General features: G+C 54.1%; 11 protein-coding genes. 8 read left to right on the forward strand and 3 right to left on the reverse strand.

Annotation, left to right across the window (positions count from 1 at the left end):
• Window positions 1–105: 105 nt before the first annotated feature.
• Window positions 106–5,589 carry a glutamate synthase-related protein gene (locus NP603_RS09160; protein ID WP_256610567.1) on the reverse strand — a complete coding sequence of 1,828 codons (5,484 nt, stop codon included), beginning with the start codon at window positions 5,587–5,589 and terminating at the stop codon, window positions 106–108.
• Between the two features lie 250 nt (window positions 5,590–5,839).
• On the opposite strand from NP603_RS09160, the gene NP603_RS09165 reads away from it, so the two are divergent.
• The gene (locus tag NP603_RS09165; protein ID WP_256610568.1) at window positions 5,840–7,060 is read left to right on the forward strand and encodes an FAD-dependent monooxygenase; all 1,221 of its coding nucleotides are present in this window, start codon (window positions 5,840–5,842) and stop codon (window positions 7,058–7,060) included.
• A gap of 6 nt (window positions 7,061–7,066) precedes the next feature.
• On the opposite strand, the gene glnD is transcribed toward NP603_RS09165, so the two are convergent.
• Window positions 7,067–9,712, reverse strand: coding sequence for a [protein-PII] uridylyltransferase (gene glnD, locus NP603_RS09170; RefSeq protein WP_256610569.1), 2,646 nt, complete (start codon window positions 9,710–9,712; stop codon window positions 7,067–7,069).
• A complete protein-coding gene (map, locus tag NP603_RS09175; protein ID WP_256610570.1) occupies window positions 9,709–10,473 on the reverse strand; it encodes a type I methionyl aminopeptidase in 765 nt (254 codons plus the stop codon). The genes glnD and map overlap by 4 nt, the downstream gene beginning before the upstream one ends.
• 277 nt (window positions 10,474–10,750) lie before the next feature.
• On the opposite strand from map, the gene rpsB reads away from it, so the two are divergent.
• The 7 genes from rpsB (at window position 10,751) to ispC (ending at window position 16,780) form a co-directional block, all read left to right on the forward strand.
• Window positions 10,751–11,494, forward strand: a complete 744-nt coding sequence (gene rpsB / locus NP603_RS09180) for a 30S ribosomal protein S2 (RefSeq protein WP_256610571.1) — start codon at window positions 10,751–10,753, stop codon at window positions 11,492–11,494.
• Window positions 11,495–11,613: 119 nt separating this feature from the next.
• Window positions 11,614–12,498: a translation elongation factor Ts gene (tsf, locus tag NP603_RS09185; protein ID WP_256610572.1), complete on the forward strand. Its 885-nt coding sequence runs from the start codon at window positions 11,614–11,616 to the stop codon at window positions 12,496–12,498.
• An 85-nt stretch (window positions 12,499–12,583) separates the two neighbouring features.
• Window positions 12,584–13,303 (forward strand): UMP kinase, encoded by a 720-nt coding sequence (gene pyrH, locus NP603_RS09190; protein WP_256610573.1) that lies wholly within the window; start codon window positions 12,584–12,586, stop codon window positions 13,301–13,303.
• Between the two features lie 4 nt (window positions 13,304–13,307).
• A complete protein-coding gene (gene frr / locus NP603_RS09195) occupies window positions 13,308–13,865 on the forward strand; it encodes a ribosome recycling factor (RefSeq protein ID WP_256610575.1) in 558 nt (185 codons plus the stop codon).
• 11 nt (window positions 13,866–13,876) lie between these two features.
• A complete protein-coding gene (gene uppS / locus NP603_RS09200) occupies window positions 13,877–14,638 on the forward strand; it encodes an undecaprenyl pyrophosphate synthase (protein ID WP_256610576.1) in 762 nt (253 codons plus the stop codon).
• A 37-nt stretch (window positions 14,639–14,675) separates the two neighbouring features.
• On the forward strand, window positions 14,676–15,599 hold the full coding sequence (locus NP603_RS09205) for a phosphatidate cytidylyltransferase (RefSeq protein WP_256610577.1): 924 nt from the start codon (window positions 14,676–14,678) through the stop codon (window positions 15,597–15,599).
• A complete protein-coding gene (gene ispC, locus NP603_RS09210) occupies window positions 15,596–16,780 on the forward strand; it encodes a 1-deoxy-D-xylulose-5-phosphate reductoisomerase (protein WP_256610578.1) in 1,185 nt (394 codons plus the stop codon). Before NP603_RS09205 ends, ispC begins: the two co-directional genes overlap by 4 nt.
• Window positions 16,781–16,784: the final 4 nt, after the last annotated feature.

The raw sequence follows: 16,784 nt of genomic DNA on the forward strand, positions 1-16,784 counted from the left end.
ACCAACTTTGAGCTGCGCGTTGGCAGCTCGTTAAACTAATAAATCCATATGGGCCGGGCAATCGGCTATCCAGACTTAGGATCGGATTTGCCCGGCCGGACAAGGTTATGCGGCTTCGTTTTCCAACAATTCCTTGACGATGCTCAGGCTTTCCAGGCTGGCCAAATTTTTATCGATGGACGGAACGCCGGCCAGAGCTTGGCGGTTGAATCGGTCCTGTTCGATGATCCAGGCGGTGGAGCCAATCGAGTAAATGCTCTGGACGTCGCGCAGTTTCAACGTGGTCTTATAGTCGTTCAAACGTTTTTCAGCCATTAGCGCCGCTAATTGTTGGTCGTCGTATTGACTGTAGGCCTCGCGAATGTTTTTTACCAACGCGTCTTGCAATTTGCGCGGACGCTCCATTAACAGCTTGTCGGCGTATTTATCGATCAAGCCCTGCGTCAGGGGCATATTGGCTTTGATCAACTGGTCGCGAGCGATTTGCTGGGCCCTGTCTATCACGGCGTAGCTATTGATCAGTTTCAGAGTCAAGTCGCTGTCGGTTTCCCCGTAGCCGGGTATCGCGCCGTTGAACAAAGCGTTACCGGTTTTGTGCGCTTGTTTGATCTGTTCGATCTGGTTCTGCGCGAATGCCACCGACAGTTCCTCGATCATCGCTTTGCGGTCGAGAGATTTGCTCAAGTACTCCGCGGTTTGGGTACGGTTCAACCATAGTGGCAAGGCGAATTTGAAGTGCTCCCGATGTTGTGGCCAATTGGCGAGGATCGCTTTTGCTTTTGCCGAGCCGGTGTACTCTACATGCTGTTCCAGCATGTAAAGGATGAACTGTTCGTGGCTGGCTGCTACTTCACTAGCGTCGGTCAATCGATGGATGCTGACCGAGGTGTCGTCGTACAAATCCTCCAGCCGGTTTTCCGGGTCGTATTGGTAAGCATTGCCGCCGGACATGCCGGTACAAAAACCTTTGCCGAAACCGCCCAAATTCAATACTGCGCCGTTGATCATGTATTCGCAGGCAAAATCGCCGACGCCTTCCACGACGGCCATTGCACCGGAATTGCGGACGGCGAAGCGGTCGCCGGCCTCGCCTTCGATGAAGGCTTTGCCGCCGGAGGCGCCGAACAAGGCAAAGTTGCCGATCAGCACGTTTTCACCGGGTTTATTCGAACCGCCGCCGGGCGATTTGATCACGATCACACCGCCGCAAGCGGTTTTGCCGACGCCGTCGTTGCATGTGCCGGTGTGTTCCATGCGCATGCCGTCGTTATTGAACGCCGCATAACTTTGGCCGGCGGAACCGTGGGTGCGGACGACGACGCTATCGTCCGCCAAATAGCGGCGACCATGCTGGTTGGTGTGTACGATTTGGCTGGCGGCGATTTGCTCCGCGCTCATCTCGTAATGCAGCATACGCTCGATATCGATTGCGGTTTGGCCGCCGACAGTCTTGTTACGGTTGTTGAGCTTGAATTCGGCACCTTCGACCACGACTTGCTTTTGACCGTGTTCGAACAGGGCTGCTTTTACTTTGGCGAAGATCAGATCGTCGATGGCGAAATCCTTTTCCAGGTATATCGGCTTTTCGACTTTGATTTCCTGCACTTCCGCCAACAGTTTTTGCAGGTGCAACTGCCCGATCATGCTCGGATGGTTGATCAAATGCAGCAGTTCGGTCTTGCCGCGGATATCCTTAAGGCTGCTGTAGCCCAAGTCGGCCAGAATTTCCCGAACTTCGTGAGCCAGGTTCATGAAAAACTGCGCCAATACACGCGGATCGCCTTTGAATTCCTCGTGCGCAGTGGTCAACCCGGCCGGGCAGCGGATGTTGCAGTTTTTCGCCATCACACAGCGCAGCATCATCAGAGCGGTGGTGCCGAATTCGAACGAGTCGCCGCCGAGGATAGCCGATTTGACCACGTCGGTGCCGTTCTGGTGAGCGGCGCTGCAACGCAAAACGACTTTGTCGCGTAAACCGTTCACCGCCAAGGCTTGGTGGACTTCTGCGATGCCGATTTCCGGCGAGCGGCCGGTGTTTTTCAGGCTGGTGACCGCGGCGGCACCGGTGCCGCCGGTGTTACCGGCGACGTTGATAACATCAGCTCCGGCCTTGGCGACGCCAACCGCGATCGTACCGATGCCTTCCGAGGATACCAACTTGACCACTACCCGAACCCGGGCGGCCTTGGCGTCGTGAATCAATTGACCCAAATCTTCGATTGAATAGGTATCGTGGTGCGGTGGAGGACTGACCAGTTCCACTTTCGGCGTGCCACCACGTAAAGCTGCGATTTCCACCGAGACTTTCGGCGCTGGCAACTGACCGCCTTCGCCCGGTTTCGCACCCTGGCCGATTTTGATTTCGATTTCTTCCAGATTCGGGTCGGCCAAATAGCCGGCCCAGACGCCGAAGCGGCCGGAGGCGAATTGCTTGATTTTGCTGGAGCGTATAGTACCGAAACGGCTGGAGTGCTCGCCGCCTTCGCCGGAGTTGCTCATGCCGCCGGCGATGTTGGTACCCTGCGCTACCGCTTCGTGGGCCTCGGCCAATAATGCGCCGTGACTCATCGCGCCTGAGGCAAAAGTTGGGGTGATTTCGTGCGCCGGTTGTATCTTGGCCAAGTCCAGACGCTCGCGGGCGGTGCGGAGGTTACTCAGGTAAAAATGCAGTACGCTGTCAGTGTCGTTAATCCGGACGTTCAGACTGTCGGTTTCGATGGCGACCGAGAAATCTTGACCGGCGAAACGCGATTTTAGATGTTCCGCCAGTTGTTCCAGTCGGACTTTGCTCGGATTGTCGGTCAATTCGACTTTGAACACGGCACCGTTGGTGCGGGACACTTTCAAACCGCGCACCACAAAGTTGTTATTGCCGTGCAGGTTTTGGCTGCCAAGCAGGCGATCGAACTCGGCTTGCGTCTCTGCGCCGGAAATATCGACCGGGAACTCCATCACGTCGCGCAACGCGGCGGGGCGGTTGGCCCGCTCTTGAGCCAGATTGCGGGTGAAGCTGCGATAGGCCGGAGTAATGCCGAAGGCGTCGATTTGCGCCGGCGTACGTTTTTCGTAGCCGAAATCGCGGTAGGCATTATCGCTGGCTACGTTAGCCTGTTGCTGCGGGATATACAGAATCGGCTCGTCGGTCATCGCGATATATTCGCGAACTGCGGTGTTGCCGAAGGTGTGGCCGGCGCCATCCTGGCGTTCCTTGAACAGGCCCAGGAACGGAATGTCGTTTTCGCTCTGTACCGACAAGGCCTTATGGTGCCATTCGCAGGAACTGGCGGCGATATCGGCATAGCGCGCGCCGCCGACCGACGAATTAATGTTCGGGAAATAGGGCTTTAGTTTCGGTTCTTCAGTGTCTAGATAGTTCGATTCGAAAAACTCGCCGCCGATGTAGCTTTCCACGGTGCAAAGGCCGAATTTGCCCATGGTTTTCATTAGCGATTTTTCGACGCCTTTCTGGAAGTTGTACAAGGCTTTTTTGCGTCCGGCTTCGTCGGCATATTCGGTCGTGACTCGGTTATGCACGCTCAGCGGGCAGATTGCCGAGGCGCCGAAACCCAAAATGGTCGCAACATCGTGCGGGCTGGCGGCCTGGCCGGTTTCCATAACGATTGAGGAATTGAAGCGCAGGCCCTGTTTGACCAAATGTTGGTTGGCGGCGGCGATCATCAGCAAAGCAGGGATTGCCGCTCTGGTTCGGCTGATGTTGGCGTCGCTCAGAATGATGATGCCGGTATGGTTGCGCGCGGCTTGTTCGACTTGTTCGCAAACGGCCAGGAAGGCGTGTTCCAGCGCTTGTTCGTTGCGCGCGGAATCATCGAAGTCCGGCGTATACAGCATGTCCAGAGTCACGGTTTTGACCAGGATCTGGCGGCGGATTTGTTCCAGTTGGGTGCGTTGCAGAATCGGCGATTCGATCATCAACTGTTTGCTGGTTGGCGGCGCGAAGGTCGGTTTGGCGCCGAGTGCGACGCGCAAGGTCATGCCGTCGCTTTCTCGCAGCGAATCCAGCGGCGGATTGGTAACCTGGGCGAAACGTTGGCTGAAATAACGGGACATGCCGCCCTCGGCCGAACTCAGTGCGTTCGGGGTCAGACCGTAGCCCATTGCCGAGACTTTTTCCAGGCCGGTCTGCAGGATCGGATCCAGCAGGAATTTGAAGCTTTCCTGGTTCAGCGAATAAGCGGTATGGCGTTGTTCTATGTTCAACGGGTGGTCGTTGCCGATCTCCGACAACTCCACTTTCGGCAGTTGATCCATGTGCACGCAGCGTTGCGCCAACATTGCCTTGTAATCTTTTTCGCGGGCCAGACGCGCCATAACTTGGTGGCTGTCGTAAGATTCGCCGGTGTTATGATCGAAGTAAAGCATACCCCCGGCCTCGATGCGGCCGCGGCGCAATACTTGCTCGGGGGGGAAGTCGATCTGGCCGGCTTCCGACATTACGGCCAAGTATTCTGCAGTTTCAACCGAACGTAGCGGCCGTAAACCCAAGCGGTCCAGTCTGGCGCCGACGCGGATACCGTCGTTGAATATCAGCGCTGCAGGGCCGTCGTTTTTTTCTTCGTACAAACTGAAATATTCCAGCATCGCGCGAACGTCGTCGGACAGGGTCGGATCGTTTTCCCAGGCTGGCGGCATCATCGCCAGGATTGCGGTGACGATGTCGAGTTCGTCTTCATTGATGCGGCGGGTCAGGGTTTGGTCGAGACGGCCGGAGTCGGACTGGCCGCACGGAAACACGATGTGCTTGTTATTCTGGCGGGCGATTGCGTTTTCGCTGAGGCGGTTTTTCTTGTCCGTGTTCAACTCGCCGTTGTGTGCCATGTAGCGAAATGGCTGCGCCATCATCGTCGCCGGCGCTGTGTTGGTCGAGAACCGGGTATGGAAAAACAGCGTGCTGATTTCGTGATCGGCGTCGTACAGGTCGACAAAGTAAGGGATGACCTCGAACGAATTCAAGCGGCCTTTGTAAACTTGGGTGCGCGAACTCATCGATAGCGGGTAGAAGCCCTGCAATTCCGGTCGATTGAAACCGTCGACTTCAATGGCCAGCAAGGCTTGTTGAATATGTTTTTCGAACATGTCGTGGCTGGCGTCTTGCAAGGATGCCGGGCGGCCGAAAATCACCTGTTTGATCGGTAATTGCGCTTTGACCGCGGCAGCGTTCAACACGGAAGTGTCGACCGGTACTTCACGCCATTTCAAAACGGGTAGGTCGAATTCTTTCAGGTGCTCTTCGACCAGTTTTTGCGCTTCCGAATCGTAATGGGCGTGGTCTTCCGGAAAGAAGAAATTGGCTACGCCGAATTGGCCCAGCGCCAGGCTCGGATTCCCCGTGACTTTGCGGAAAAACTTCAGGGACAGGTCGATGTTGACGCCGGCACCGTCGCCGATTCCTTCGGCGCTCATGCCGCCGCGGTGCGGAATGGTACAGAGCGCTTCGTGCGATTTCAGCAGCAGTTCGTGAGTCTGTTTGCTGTCCTTGCGGGTAATGAAGCCGACGCCGCAACTATCCTGGGATAGGTCGGCATCGTAAAGCATGTGTACTGAGTTGATTTTCTGGGCGTTTTTAATCATAGCTATCCAGATCCTGTCTACTGAGTTGATGCGTTGCCGGTGTTTTCCTTGCCGAAAACGCTGTTTATGGTTTTTCTGCCTGCTGCGTGTTAGAGTCGTCCCGAAGAGCGGGGAGAAACGCGCGATAACTTCCGAATTTCAGTTGGCGAAACTTTCCAATCATATCACGCGGGGCGGGCTCTGTCATTTCGTGAATCTAATCTTGTCAAGTTTGCCGTTAGGCTTCTGTTTTAAAACTTTGTGACTAAATATGAAAGAACAAATTGATGTGGTGATCGTGGGTGGCGGCATGGTCGGTGCAGCGTTGGCATGCAGTTTGGGCGGCAGCCGTCTAAAGGTGGCCGTGGTAGAGGCCCAGACGCCTGAACCGTTTTCCGCCGATCAGCCACATGACTTAAGGGTTTCCGCGCTCAGTATCGCGTCCAAAAATATTCTGGAAACTGTCGGCGCCTGGGAGGGCGTGACATCTCGGCGTTTTTGTCCGTTTCGCCGGATGCGCGTGTGGGAAAGTTCGGGCGATACGACGTTCGACAGTACCGATATCAGTTATCCCGAATTGGGCTATATCGTCGAGAATCGGATTACGCAACTGGCATTGCTCGATCGATTGCGAGAGTTTGCCAACGTGGAGCTGTTGATGCCGCAGGTCATCAAGAAGATCGATTATGATGGCAGCCAGTCTTGTGTGACCCTGGAGAGTGGCCGGGAATTGCAAGCGAAACTGTTGGTTGCGGCCGACGGCGGTCACTCCAGAGTAAGGCAGGCGGTCGGTTTGGGTGTGACCAGTTGGGATTATAACCAGCATGCATTGGTGATTTACATCGAGACGACCTATCCGCAGCAGGATATTACCTGGCAGCGCTTCGTTTCGTCCGGGCCGCAAGCGTTTCTGCCATTGACCGGAAACTATGCATCGATCGTCTGGTATCAATCGCCTGATGAAGTGCGACGCTTGCAAGCCCTGCCATTCGAGCAATTGCGGGCGGAGTTGGTCGCAGCCTTTCCTGATTGTCTGGGTGAAGTGAAACAGGTGCTGGGAGTGGCGAGTTTTCCGTTACGGCGCCAGCACGCTCAAGCCTACGTCAAACAAGGCGTTGCCTTGGTCGGAGATGCGGCGCACATGATTAATCCTCTGGCCGGGCAAGGGGTTAATATCGGCTTGCTGGATGCCGCCGCTTTGGCAGAGGTCGTGGTCGATGCACACGGCCGGGGCAAAAACTTTGCCGATGTCTCGGTGCTGCGGCGTTATGAGGCGATGCGGCGTAACGAAAATCTGAAGATGATGACCGTCATGGACGTGTTTTACCGCTCGTTCAGCAACGACATTCTGCCGGTCAAGTTGCTGCGCAATCTCGGTCTCGGCCTGGCGCAGAGGATCACTCCGGCGCGTAATAAAGTCATGAAAGCGGCAATGGGGCTGGAAGGTCGCTTGCCGAAATTGGCGCGCGGCCAGCGGCTGTCGGCCGGGTAGCCGAGTTCAAGTTTTCAGGTCCAAATATCTGAGCATCGTGGTGCGTAATTGTTGTTTTTTATCCTCGTCGTCGATCGGACGCGATTGCCGATCGGTGATGTAGAACATATCTTCGGCGCGACTGCCTATCGTCGTGATCTTGGCGTCGTGCAACTGGATGTCGAGCTCGGTAAACGCGCGGCCGATGGTCGATAGCAGACCGGCGCGGTCGGTTGTCACTAGTTCCACGATCGTGTGTTTATGCGAAGGATCGTCCAGAAAGGTAATGCTGGTTTCGATCGGAAAATGGCGGGCCTGGCGGGACTGTTTGTGGATGTTCTTCGAGGCTTTGACTTTTTTGGCGATTAGGCCTTGGCGTAGTGCATTGCAGATATGGACTTCCCGGTACAGGTCGTTGATCGCTTCTCCGGATTGTTCGAGCACCTGAAAACTGTTCAAAACATACTGGTCTGCGGTCGTGATGATCCTTGCGTCCAGGATGGTCAGGCCAAGCTGATCCAGCGTTGCCGTGCATATCGAAAACAATAAGTCTTCATTGCGGGTATAGACGAATATTTCAGCGCTACCGCGTTGAGTTTGCGGGCGTAGCAGAACGAGAGGCATTTCGCTTTCCTGGCAGGCGGCAATGGCAATGGTATGCCAGGCAATTTCGTCGGCCGAGTAGCGTAGAAAGTAATCGTCGCTCAGGTGTTGCCAAGACTGTTTGATCGTGGTCTTGGACATGCCCAGTTTCAACAGCTCTTCTCGCGCCTCCTTCCTGTTTTCTTGTACTCGTTCGGAGCGCGCTACGGGATTGTGCAGGCCGCGGTGCAGCGCTTGGTGGGTCGAGATGTAGAGCTCTTTCAGCAGTGCGTCTTTCCAGGCGTTCCATAAGCTGGGATTGGTGGCGCGAATGTCGGCCACGGTCAACAGGTACAAATAATTCAGATATTCGATACTGCCGACTTGCAGCGCGAAGGTGTGAATCACCTCCGGATCGCTGATATCTTTGCGCTGAGCGGTCATCGACATCAGCAGGTGGTGGCGGACCAGCCAGGTAATGACCTTGGTGTCGTGGTTGGACAATTCGTGTTGCAGACAAAAGTTGCGGGCCAAGGTCTCGCCCAGCGTGGAATGGTCTCCACCGCGGCCTTTGGCTATGTCGTGGAACAACGCCGCCAGATACAGGATATCGGGCTTGGCGATCAGCAAAAAAATGTTATTGCAAAACGGCAGCTCGTTATTGTGCTTGGCCAATGAAAAGCGCCGCAGATTGCGGATCACGAACAGCGTGTGCTCGTCCACGGTGTATATGTGGAACAGGTCGTACTGCATTCTCGCCACGATATTCGCAAAGTCCGGCAGATAGGCTGCCAGTACGCCGTAGCGGTTCATGCGTTTCAATTGGCTGGTAATCCCGCGCGGCTGGCGCAGGATGTCCATGAACAATCGATTAGCCTGTTTGTTGCGGCGGAAGTTTTCGTCGATCAGCGGCAGATTCTTTCGGATCAATCGAATCGTGCTGGCGCGAATGCCTTTCAGCGACGGCGACTGTTGCAGGATCAGGAAGATTTCCAGCAATGCCAAGGGTTGTTTTTGAAATACGTCTTTGTTGCTGACTTCCAGGTAGCCGTCTATCGACGAGAAGTTGGCCGTTATCGGAATCGGGGTCAGGCTTTCCTTGTTGCTGATCAAGCGCTCGTTAAGCAATTGCAGCAACATTTCGTTCAGCCGTTCGATGTCGACCACTGTTTTGAAATAGAACTGCATGAATTGCTCTACGTCCGGCTGTTCGTTGCGGTCGACATAGCCGAATTGGCTGGCAAGTTCCCGCTGGTAGTCGAATACCAAGCGGTCTTCGCAGCGGTTGGTTAAATTGTGTAAGGCAAAACGCAGGCGCCATAAAATGTCGCGAGCAGTGATCAAATTGTCGTACTCGGATTTGGGCAGGAAACCGTATTTGATCAATTCCCGCAGTGACGATGCGTTGTAGTGGCGTTTGAATACCCAACTTATGACCTGCAAATCGCGCAGCCCGCCCGGGCCTTCTTTGATGTTCGGTTCCAGGTTGTAAGCCGTATCGTGGTATTTGGCGTAGCGCTTTTGCTGTTCCTGCATTTTTGCCGGGAAAAATTGGTCGGAAGGCCATAATGCATCCGAGCTGACTTTGCGTTTCAGTTTCTCGAAAAGCTCGGAGCTGCCGGCAATCAGGCGCATTTCCAGCAGGCTGGTGAACACGGTTTGGTCGTCTTGGGCGGCCGTCAGGCAGTCGTCGACGTCGCGCGTGCTCAGGCCCGGTTTCAGGCCGATATCCCATAGAAAGTTGCAAAAGCCCGATAGCGCGTGTTGATAGTCGGCCGGATCGGCGTCGGCTAGTAACACCAGAATGTCGATATCGGAATAGGGAAACAGCTCGCTGCGGCCGTAGCCGCCGGTCGCGATCAGGCAGTGCAGATCAGCTGCCGGGCCGAGGAAATGCAGCCAGCACGCAGTGAGGATGTTGTCGATGAAGCGGGCTTTCTCGGTGAGCAGGCCGGCAGTAGCCTGGTCCGGGTTGAAGCGCAGTTTTAAATGGGAGTTTTCCGCGGCGATTGCGTTCTTAAACGCCGCAATCGGGTTGTCCTGGCTGAAACAACTTAAAAAGTCGCTTTCCGTGAACGGAAACGGGCTCACAATTCTTCCTGTCTAAGGGTCAATATTTCGTAGCCTTGTTCGGTCACCAGAATCGTGTGTTCCCACTGGGCCGACAAGCTGCGGTCCTTGGTGACGGCGGTCCAGCCGTCGGGAAGGATTTTCATGTGGCGTTTGCCGAGATTGAGCATGGGTTCGATCGTAAAGATCATGCCCGGCTCCATCATTGCGCCTTCGCCGCGCTTGCCGAAATGCATGACGTGCGGGTCTTCGTGGAATTTTTTGCCAATGCCGTGACCGCAGAATTCGCGAACCACCGAGTAGCGGTTAGCCTCGGCATGTTTTTGAATGGCATGGCCTATGTCGCCGAAATGCGCGCCGGGTTTAACTTGTTCGATGCCCAAAAACAAGCTCTCGCGGGTTACGTCTACTAAGCGTTTGGCGTGGGGGCTGACCTCTCCAATGCAGAACATTTTGCTGGTATCGCCGTGGTAACCGTCCTTGATCACGGTGATGTCGATGTTGACGATGTCGCCGTTCTTCAGTTTTTTGTCGCTGGGAATGCCGTGGCAGATCTGATGGTTGATCGACGTGCATATCGACTTCGGAAAGCCCCGGTAATTCAGCGGCGCTGGAATCGCTTTTTGGACGTCGACGATGTAATCGTGGCAGATACGGTCGAGTTCTTCGGTGGCGACGCCAGCGACGACATGAGGCGCGATCATGTCTAGCACGTCGGCGGCCAGTTTGCAGGCAATCCGCATCTTTTCGATTTCGTCGGCGGTTTTGATAATTATGGTCATCGGGGCAATGATTTTGAATGAATTACGAGTGCGATTCGAGCAGGGCCGGTGCCACAAAAATCGGAGCTTACCCGGCAGACTATCCCAAGGAGTCTATCAGACTTGAAGTTGTTGTGAAATTGTAATCATGGTATAAAGGTAAGTTCACTATGTAATCAATACTCACACTTGTCGACACGGTCGGTGGGGTGCCGGAAACCATTGGTTCCCGGTCACTGGTCGGGGCGGGTGGAGGCGTAACCCAAAGCCGAAAATTCGGCAATTTTAGGAGAAGTAAATGGCAGCAGTGTCAATGCGTCAAATGCTGGAAGCGGGTGTTCACTTCGGACACCAAACCCGCTACTGGAACCCGAAAATGGCTTCATACCTGTTTGGAGCCCGCAACAAAATTCATATCATCGACTTGGAACAAACTTTGCCGTTGTTCAATGACGCGATGAACTATCTCGGTCAAATGACCGCCAATAAAGGTACTATCCTGTTTGTCGGTACCAAAAAAGCGGCGCGTAAAGCTGTAGCGGAAGAAGCGAAACGTTGTGGCATGCCTTACGTCAATCATCGTTGGTTGGGCGGTATGTTGACCAATTTCAAAACCATCAAGAAATCGATCAACCGCCTGAAAGAACTGGAGGCGATGAAAGCCGACGGAACTCTATACCAGCGTTTCAGCAAGAAAGAAGCTTTGGGTATGGAGCGCGAGCTGGAAAAACTCGAGCGCAGCCTAGGTGGTATCAAAGACATGCGTGGTACGCCTGACGTGATTTTTGTATTGGACGTCGGTTACGAAAAAAATGCGATTATGGAAGCCAAAAAACTGGGTATTCCTGTTGTGGGCGTGGTCGACTCGAACAATTCTCCGGAAAAAATCGATTATGTGATTCCGGGAAATGACGACTCCATCCGCGCGGTCACTCTGTATTGCCAAAGTGCGTCCGCAGCGATTTTGGAAGCCAAGGCTCTGCGTATGGATGCTTCGTCCAAAGCCGACGAGTTCGTAGAAGAAGTGGTTTCGGAAGGGTAAGTATTTATACCTGCCCGGCGCCGCTGCCGGGCTCCTGAACGTATCGTTCAGAACAGACTGTCTTTTAAACGCCTCCTCTGTGAGGCGTTTTTTTAGTTGATAAATTTGAGGAAAAAACGATGAGTATTAGTGCGGCGATGGTCAAGGAACTGCGTGAACGTACCGGTTCGGGCATGATGGAATGTAAGAAAGCCTTGGTCGAAGCTAACGGCGACATGGAACTGGCGATCGAGAACATGCGTAAAGCCGGTCTGGCGAAAGCCGATAAAAAATCCGGCCGAATCGCGGCGGAAGGCGTTATTGGCGTCAAAGTATCCGACGACGGCAAAACCGTGGTGATGGTCGATGTCAACTGCGAAACCGACTTCGTGGCCAAAGGCGACGACTTCATCGGATTCACCAACGACGTCGTCAATAGCTTGTTAAACAACAACGTCAACAGCGATGAAGAATTGCAAGCCATGTTGTTGAGCACCGGCGTCAGTGTAGACGAAACCCGTCGAGCTTTGATCGCTAAAATCGGCGAAAACATCACCGTGCGCCGTTTTGTCAAATACACTACTACAGACGGTGGCCAAGCAGCTTACCTGCACGGCAGCAAAATCGGCGTTATCGTCGAACTGGCCAAGGCAGATGCCGAATTAGGTAAGGATGTCGCGATGCACATCGCTGCCAGTAAACCGGTTTGCATTTCTGCCGATCAAGTCGCGCCGGAAACTATCGAAAAAGAGAAAGAAATTTTCTTGGCGCAACAAGAAGAAAAAATCAAAGGCAAACCGGCCGATATCGTCGAGAAAATGGTTTCAGGTCGAGTCAACAAGTTCTTGGCGGAAATCACGCTGCAGGGACAGGCCTTCATTAAAGACGACAGTAAAACCGTCGGCCAACTGTTGAAAGAAAAAGGCAACGCGGCGATACGTTTCGCGCGCTTCGAAGTTGGAGAGGGCATCGAAAAGAAAGAAGAGGACTTCGCTGCCGAAGTCATGGCGCAAGTCAGAGGTTAAACCAGCCCAAGACATAAACCCGGTCATCCGGGTTTATTTTTCTGGATATTTCGTTGCTTTTACCCTTTACTCTGGATATTTGAATATGACTCAATTGATTTGTCGGAGAATTTTGCTGAAGTTGAGCGGTGAAGCGCTGATGAGCGAAACGGGCGGCAGTATCGATCCCGATATCGTCCAGCGCTTGGCCCAGGAAGTGAAAGACTTATGCGATGCCGGTATTCAGGTTGGTCTGGTCATTGGCGGCGGCAATATTTTACGCGGCGGCGAAAAGGCGTCGGAAGGTTTGAACCGGGTCACCGGCGACCAGATGGGTATGCTCGCCACCGTGATCAACGCCTTGGCCATGCAAGATGCGTTGGAATACCTGGGGCAACCGGTACGAGTCATGACCGCGCTGAAAATCAACCAGGTGTGCGAAGACTATATTCGCCGTAGGGCAGTCCGCCATTTGGAAAAAGGCCGGGTCGCCATCTTCGCCGCCGGTACCGGCAACCCGTTTTTTACCACCGATACCGCCGCCAGTCTGCGCGCCATCGAAATCGACGCCGAGCTGATGATTAAGGCCACCAAGGTCAAAGGCGTTTATTCGGCCGATCCGATTAAAGTGCCCGATGCGGTGTTTTACCCGCGTTTGACTTATGACGAAGCCATCGATCAGCGTCTCAACGTCATGGATACCACCGCCTTAGTGCTGTGCCGGGACAACAATCTGCCGATGCGGGTAATGAATGTATTCGAGCCGGGTGCCGTAATGCGTTTGATGCGCGGCGAAGACATCGGCTCTCTGATTGTGAGGAATTAACAGAATGATTAGCGATATTCAACAGGACGCTGCAGCGCGGATGGCGAAAAGCATCGAAGCGTTGCAAAAAGCGTTCACCAAAATCAGAACCGGACGCGCCCACCCCAGTTTATTGGACCAAATTACCGTGTCCTACTACGGTAGTGAGTCGCCGCTGTCGCAAGTCGCCAACGTTACGGTCGAAGACGCGCGGACCTTGAAAGTGGTGCCTTGGGAAAAAAGCATGGTACAGGCGATTGAAAAGGCGATCATGTCTTCCGGGTTGGGATTGAATCCGGCTACCCAGGGTACCGTGATCCGTCTGCCACTGCCGGCCTTGACCGAGGAGCGCCGCCGAGATTTGGTGAAAATCGTCAAAAACGAGGCGGAACAGGGCAGGGTGGCGATCCGCAACATTCGTCGCGATGCCAACGCCGCGATCAAGGACGCCTTGAAAGAAAAGTTGATTTCCGAAGACGATGCCCGTCAAGCGGAAGACAAGATCCAAAAACTTACCGATCAATACATCAAGGAAGTAGAAAAGCATCTGGAAGAAAAAGAAGCTGATTTGCTGTCCATGTAACCGAGAAAGACATGAATGCTGTTGACGACAAACCGGTGATTGATAATGGCAATCCCCGCCATATTGCCATCATCATGGATGGTAACGGCCGTTGGGCGCAAAAACGCCTGATGCCGAGAATTATGGGGCACCATGCCGGCGTCAAGGCAGTGCGTAAAATCGTCGAGTTCTGCGCCAAGGAAAACATCGAGGTGCTGTCGCTATTTGCGTTTAGTAGCGAGAACTGGCGCCGGCCCAAGGACGAAGTCAGCCTGTTAATGGACCTGTTCATGTCGACTTTGCAAGCCGAGGTCGACAAACTGGATAGAAACAATATCCGCCTCAAAATCATCGGCGATAAAACCGCCTTTAGTGAGAAATTGCAAGATAAAATCCGTTCGGCCGAAGCGCAAACCGCAGGTAATACCGGGTTAACCCTGTTGATTGCGGCCAATTACGGCGGGCGCTGGGACATCGCCAATGCCATGCGGCAAATCGTTGCCGGAATCAAAGCCGGAACCATCGATGAGGGGGATATCAGCGAGGATTTGGTAGACCGGTATTTACAGACCGCCGGTTTGCCTGAACCTGATTTGTTCATCCGCACCGGCGGCGAGGAACGGGTCAGTAATTTCCTGCTCTGGCAATTGGCTTACACGGAGTTTTATTTCACCGATGCGCTGTGGCCAGATTTCGACCACGGCGCCTTGCAACAAGCCATCGGCAGTTTCAAGCGTCGCCAGCGCCGCTTCGGCCATACCGGCGAGCAGGTTGTCGCCGGCCGAGTTGTCTAGGGATGTTTTCCATAACCATAATAATTAGAAAATCGATATGTTAGTAAAACGTATTTTAACCGCTCTGGTTCTGGCAGCGGCCGCCACGGCTGCGGTGCTGTTGTTACCCGCCACTTATTTTTCGTTGTTCATCGCGTTGATCACATTGGCCGCCGCCTACGAATGGATGCTGTTGACCGACGTTAGCAAACTCAGCGGCAAGATTCTGTTTATGTTTGCTTTGATCGTGCCTATGCTGGGTGTGAATTACTGGACCGTGTTGCTGGAAGTGGCCAGTGAAGCAATGGAGTGGCCGGAAATCAAGGATTATTCGGATGCCTTGGAGTGGTTTGTGATATTGCCGGTATCGTTCTGGATCCTGACGATGGTTTTAATCAGAAAGACCAGTCTGCAGCTGTTGACTATGGAATTCAAACCCCGATTCAAAGCCTTTATCGGCTGGATGGTGCTGCTCGGCGCTTGGATGTTCCTGAGCAAACTGCGCGCTTATTACGGCACCGGCATGGTACTTTACTTTTTGATCCTGATTTGGGCTGCCGATATCTCCGCTTACTTTGCCGGGAAAACCTGGGGTAAGGAGAAACTGGCTCCCGAAGTCAGCCCCGGCAAAACGGTAGAGGGCATGTACGGTGCTTTGGCCTCGGCGGCACTATGCGGTCTGGGTTTCGCCGTTTACGGCTGGCTGACCGTCGCCGAGCCGGCCGAAGCCCAAGACAGCAGCCTGCGGTTTTTAGGCAGTCTGGTTTGGACCGATATGCTGATCTTGTCGGTCATGACGGTGTTGGTCTCCATATACGGCGATTTGTTTTTCAGCCTGGTCAAACGTAAAAAGGGCGTGAAAGACAGCGGCAATTTACTGCCGGGACACGGCGGTATTTTGGATAGAGTCGATAGCGTGATCGCCGCCGCCCCATTCTTTTATGCCGGCATTCTGTTGATCGGCAGGATTTTTTACTCATGAAGGGCATTTGCATACTCGGGGCGACCGGCTCCATCGGCGTCAGTACCCTGGATGTGGTCGCGCGCCATCCGGACCAATACAAAGTGGTTGCGTTAACCGCTAACGGCAATATCGACGCCTTGTTCGAACAATGCCTTGCGCATCGGCCGGAATATGCCGTTGTGGCCAATCCGGATAATGTTCAGGCTTTCAAGGATAAATTAGTCGGCACGCCGATCGCGGACATCCGGGTCCTGGCTGGTGCCGATGCCTTAGCCCATGTGGCGACGCTGGATAGCGTCGATGCGGTGATGGCCGCCATCGTTGGCGCCGCCGGATTGTTGCCGACCTTGGCCGCTGCGAAAGCCGGTAAGACGGTGCTGCTGGCCAACAAGGAAGCGTTGGTGATGTCCGGCCAAATCTTTATGCAGGCGGTGGCCGATTCGGGTGCGACGCTGCTGCCGATCGATAGCGAGCACAATGCCATCTTTCAGTGCATGCCGGCCGGCTATACCGCCGGTCATCGCGCCAAACAGGCCCGCAGAATTTTACTGACCGCTTCCGGCGGCCCGTTTCGGCAGACGCCGCTGGCCGATTTGGAGCAGGTAACGCCCGAGCAGGCGGTAGCCCACCCGAAGTGGGACATGGGCCGGAAAATTTCGGTCGATTCGGCGACGATGATGAACAAAGGCTTGGAACTGATAGAAGCTTGCCTGCTGTTCGATATGGACCCCGATGCAATTCAGGTGGTGATTCATCCGCAAAGTATCATTCATTCGATGGTGGATTACGTCGACGGTTCGGTATTGGCGCAAATGGGCAATCCGGACATGCGTACGCCTATCGCCCATGCAATGGCTTGGCCGGAACGTTTCGATTCCGGAGTGGAACCCTTGAACATCTTTCAGGTCAAGCACATGGATTTCGAGCAACCTGATCTGCAACGTTTTCCTTGTTTGAAGTTGGCATATCAGGCAATCAAGGCCGGCGGCATCATGCCTACCGTGTTGAATGCCGCTAATGAAATCGCGGTGGATGCGTTCTTGAACGAACGTGTGCGTTTCACCGATATCGCCAAAATCATCGAGCGCAGTATGGCGCGTTTTGAACCGGAAGCTGCCGATACGTTGGAGCATGTTCTGGACGCCGACCTCCGCGCCCGAGAGGTGGCCGAATTCGTCATCGGCGAATTATTGCAATAGGAGT

Origin of the sequence: Methylomonas aurea (assembly GCF_024505045.1) — a bacterium.
In the GTDB taxonomy this organism is placed as follows: Bacteria; Pseudomonadota; Gammaproteobacteria; order Methylococcales; family Methylomonadaceae; genus Methylomonas; species Methylomonas aurea.

What these genes read in the sequence shown, in the direction of transcription:
- NP603_RS09160 (WP_256610567.1), bottom strand. Translation starts at nt 5,589, where the DNA reads ATGATTAAAAACGCCCAGAAAATCAACTCAGTACACATGCTTTACGAT.
- NP603_RS09165 (WP_256610568.1), top strand. Translation starts at nt 5,840, where the DNA reads ATGAAAGAACAAATTGATGTGGTGATCGTGGGTGGCGGCATGGTCGGT.
- map (WP_256610570.1), bottom strand. Translation starts at nt 10,473, where the DNA reads ATGACCATAATTATCAAAACCGCCGACGAAATCGAAAAGATGCGGATT.
- rpsB (WP_256610571.1), top strand. Translation starts at nt 10,751, where the DNA reads ATGGCAGCAGTGTCAATGCGTCAAATGCTGGAAGCGGGTGTTCACTTC.
- tsf (WP_256610572.1), top strand. Translation starts at nt 11,614, where the DNA reads ATGAGTATTAGTGCGGCGATGGTCAAGGAACTGCGTGAACGTACCGGT.
- pyrH (WP_256610573.1), top strand. Translation starts at nt 12,584, where the DNA reads ATGACTCAATTGATTTGTCGGAGAATTTTGCTGAAGTTGAGCGGTGAA.
- frr (WP_256610575.1), top strand. Translation starts at nt 13,308, where the DNA reads ATGATTAGCGATATTCAACAGGACGCTGCAGCGCGGATGGCGAAAAGC.
- uppS (WP_256610576.1), top strand. Translation starts at nt 13,877, where the DNA reads ATGAATGCTGTTGACGACAAACCGGTGATTGATAATGGCAATCCCCGC.
- NP603_RS09205 (WP_256610577.1), top strand. Translation starts at nt 14,676, where the DNA reads ATGTTAGTAAAACGTATTTTAACCGCTCTGGTTCTGGCAGCGGCCGCC.
- ispC (WP_256610578.1), top strand. Translation starts at nt 15,596, where the DNA reads ATGAAGGGCATTTGCATACTCGGGGCGACCGGCTCCATCGGCGTCAGT.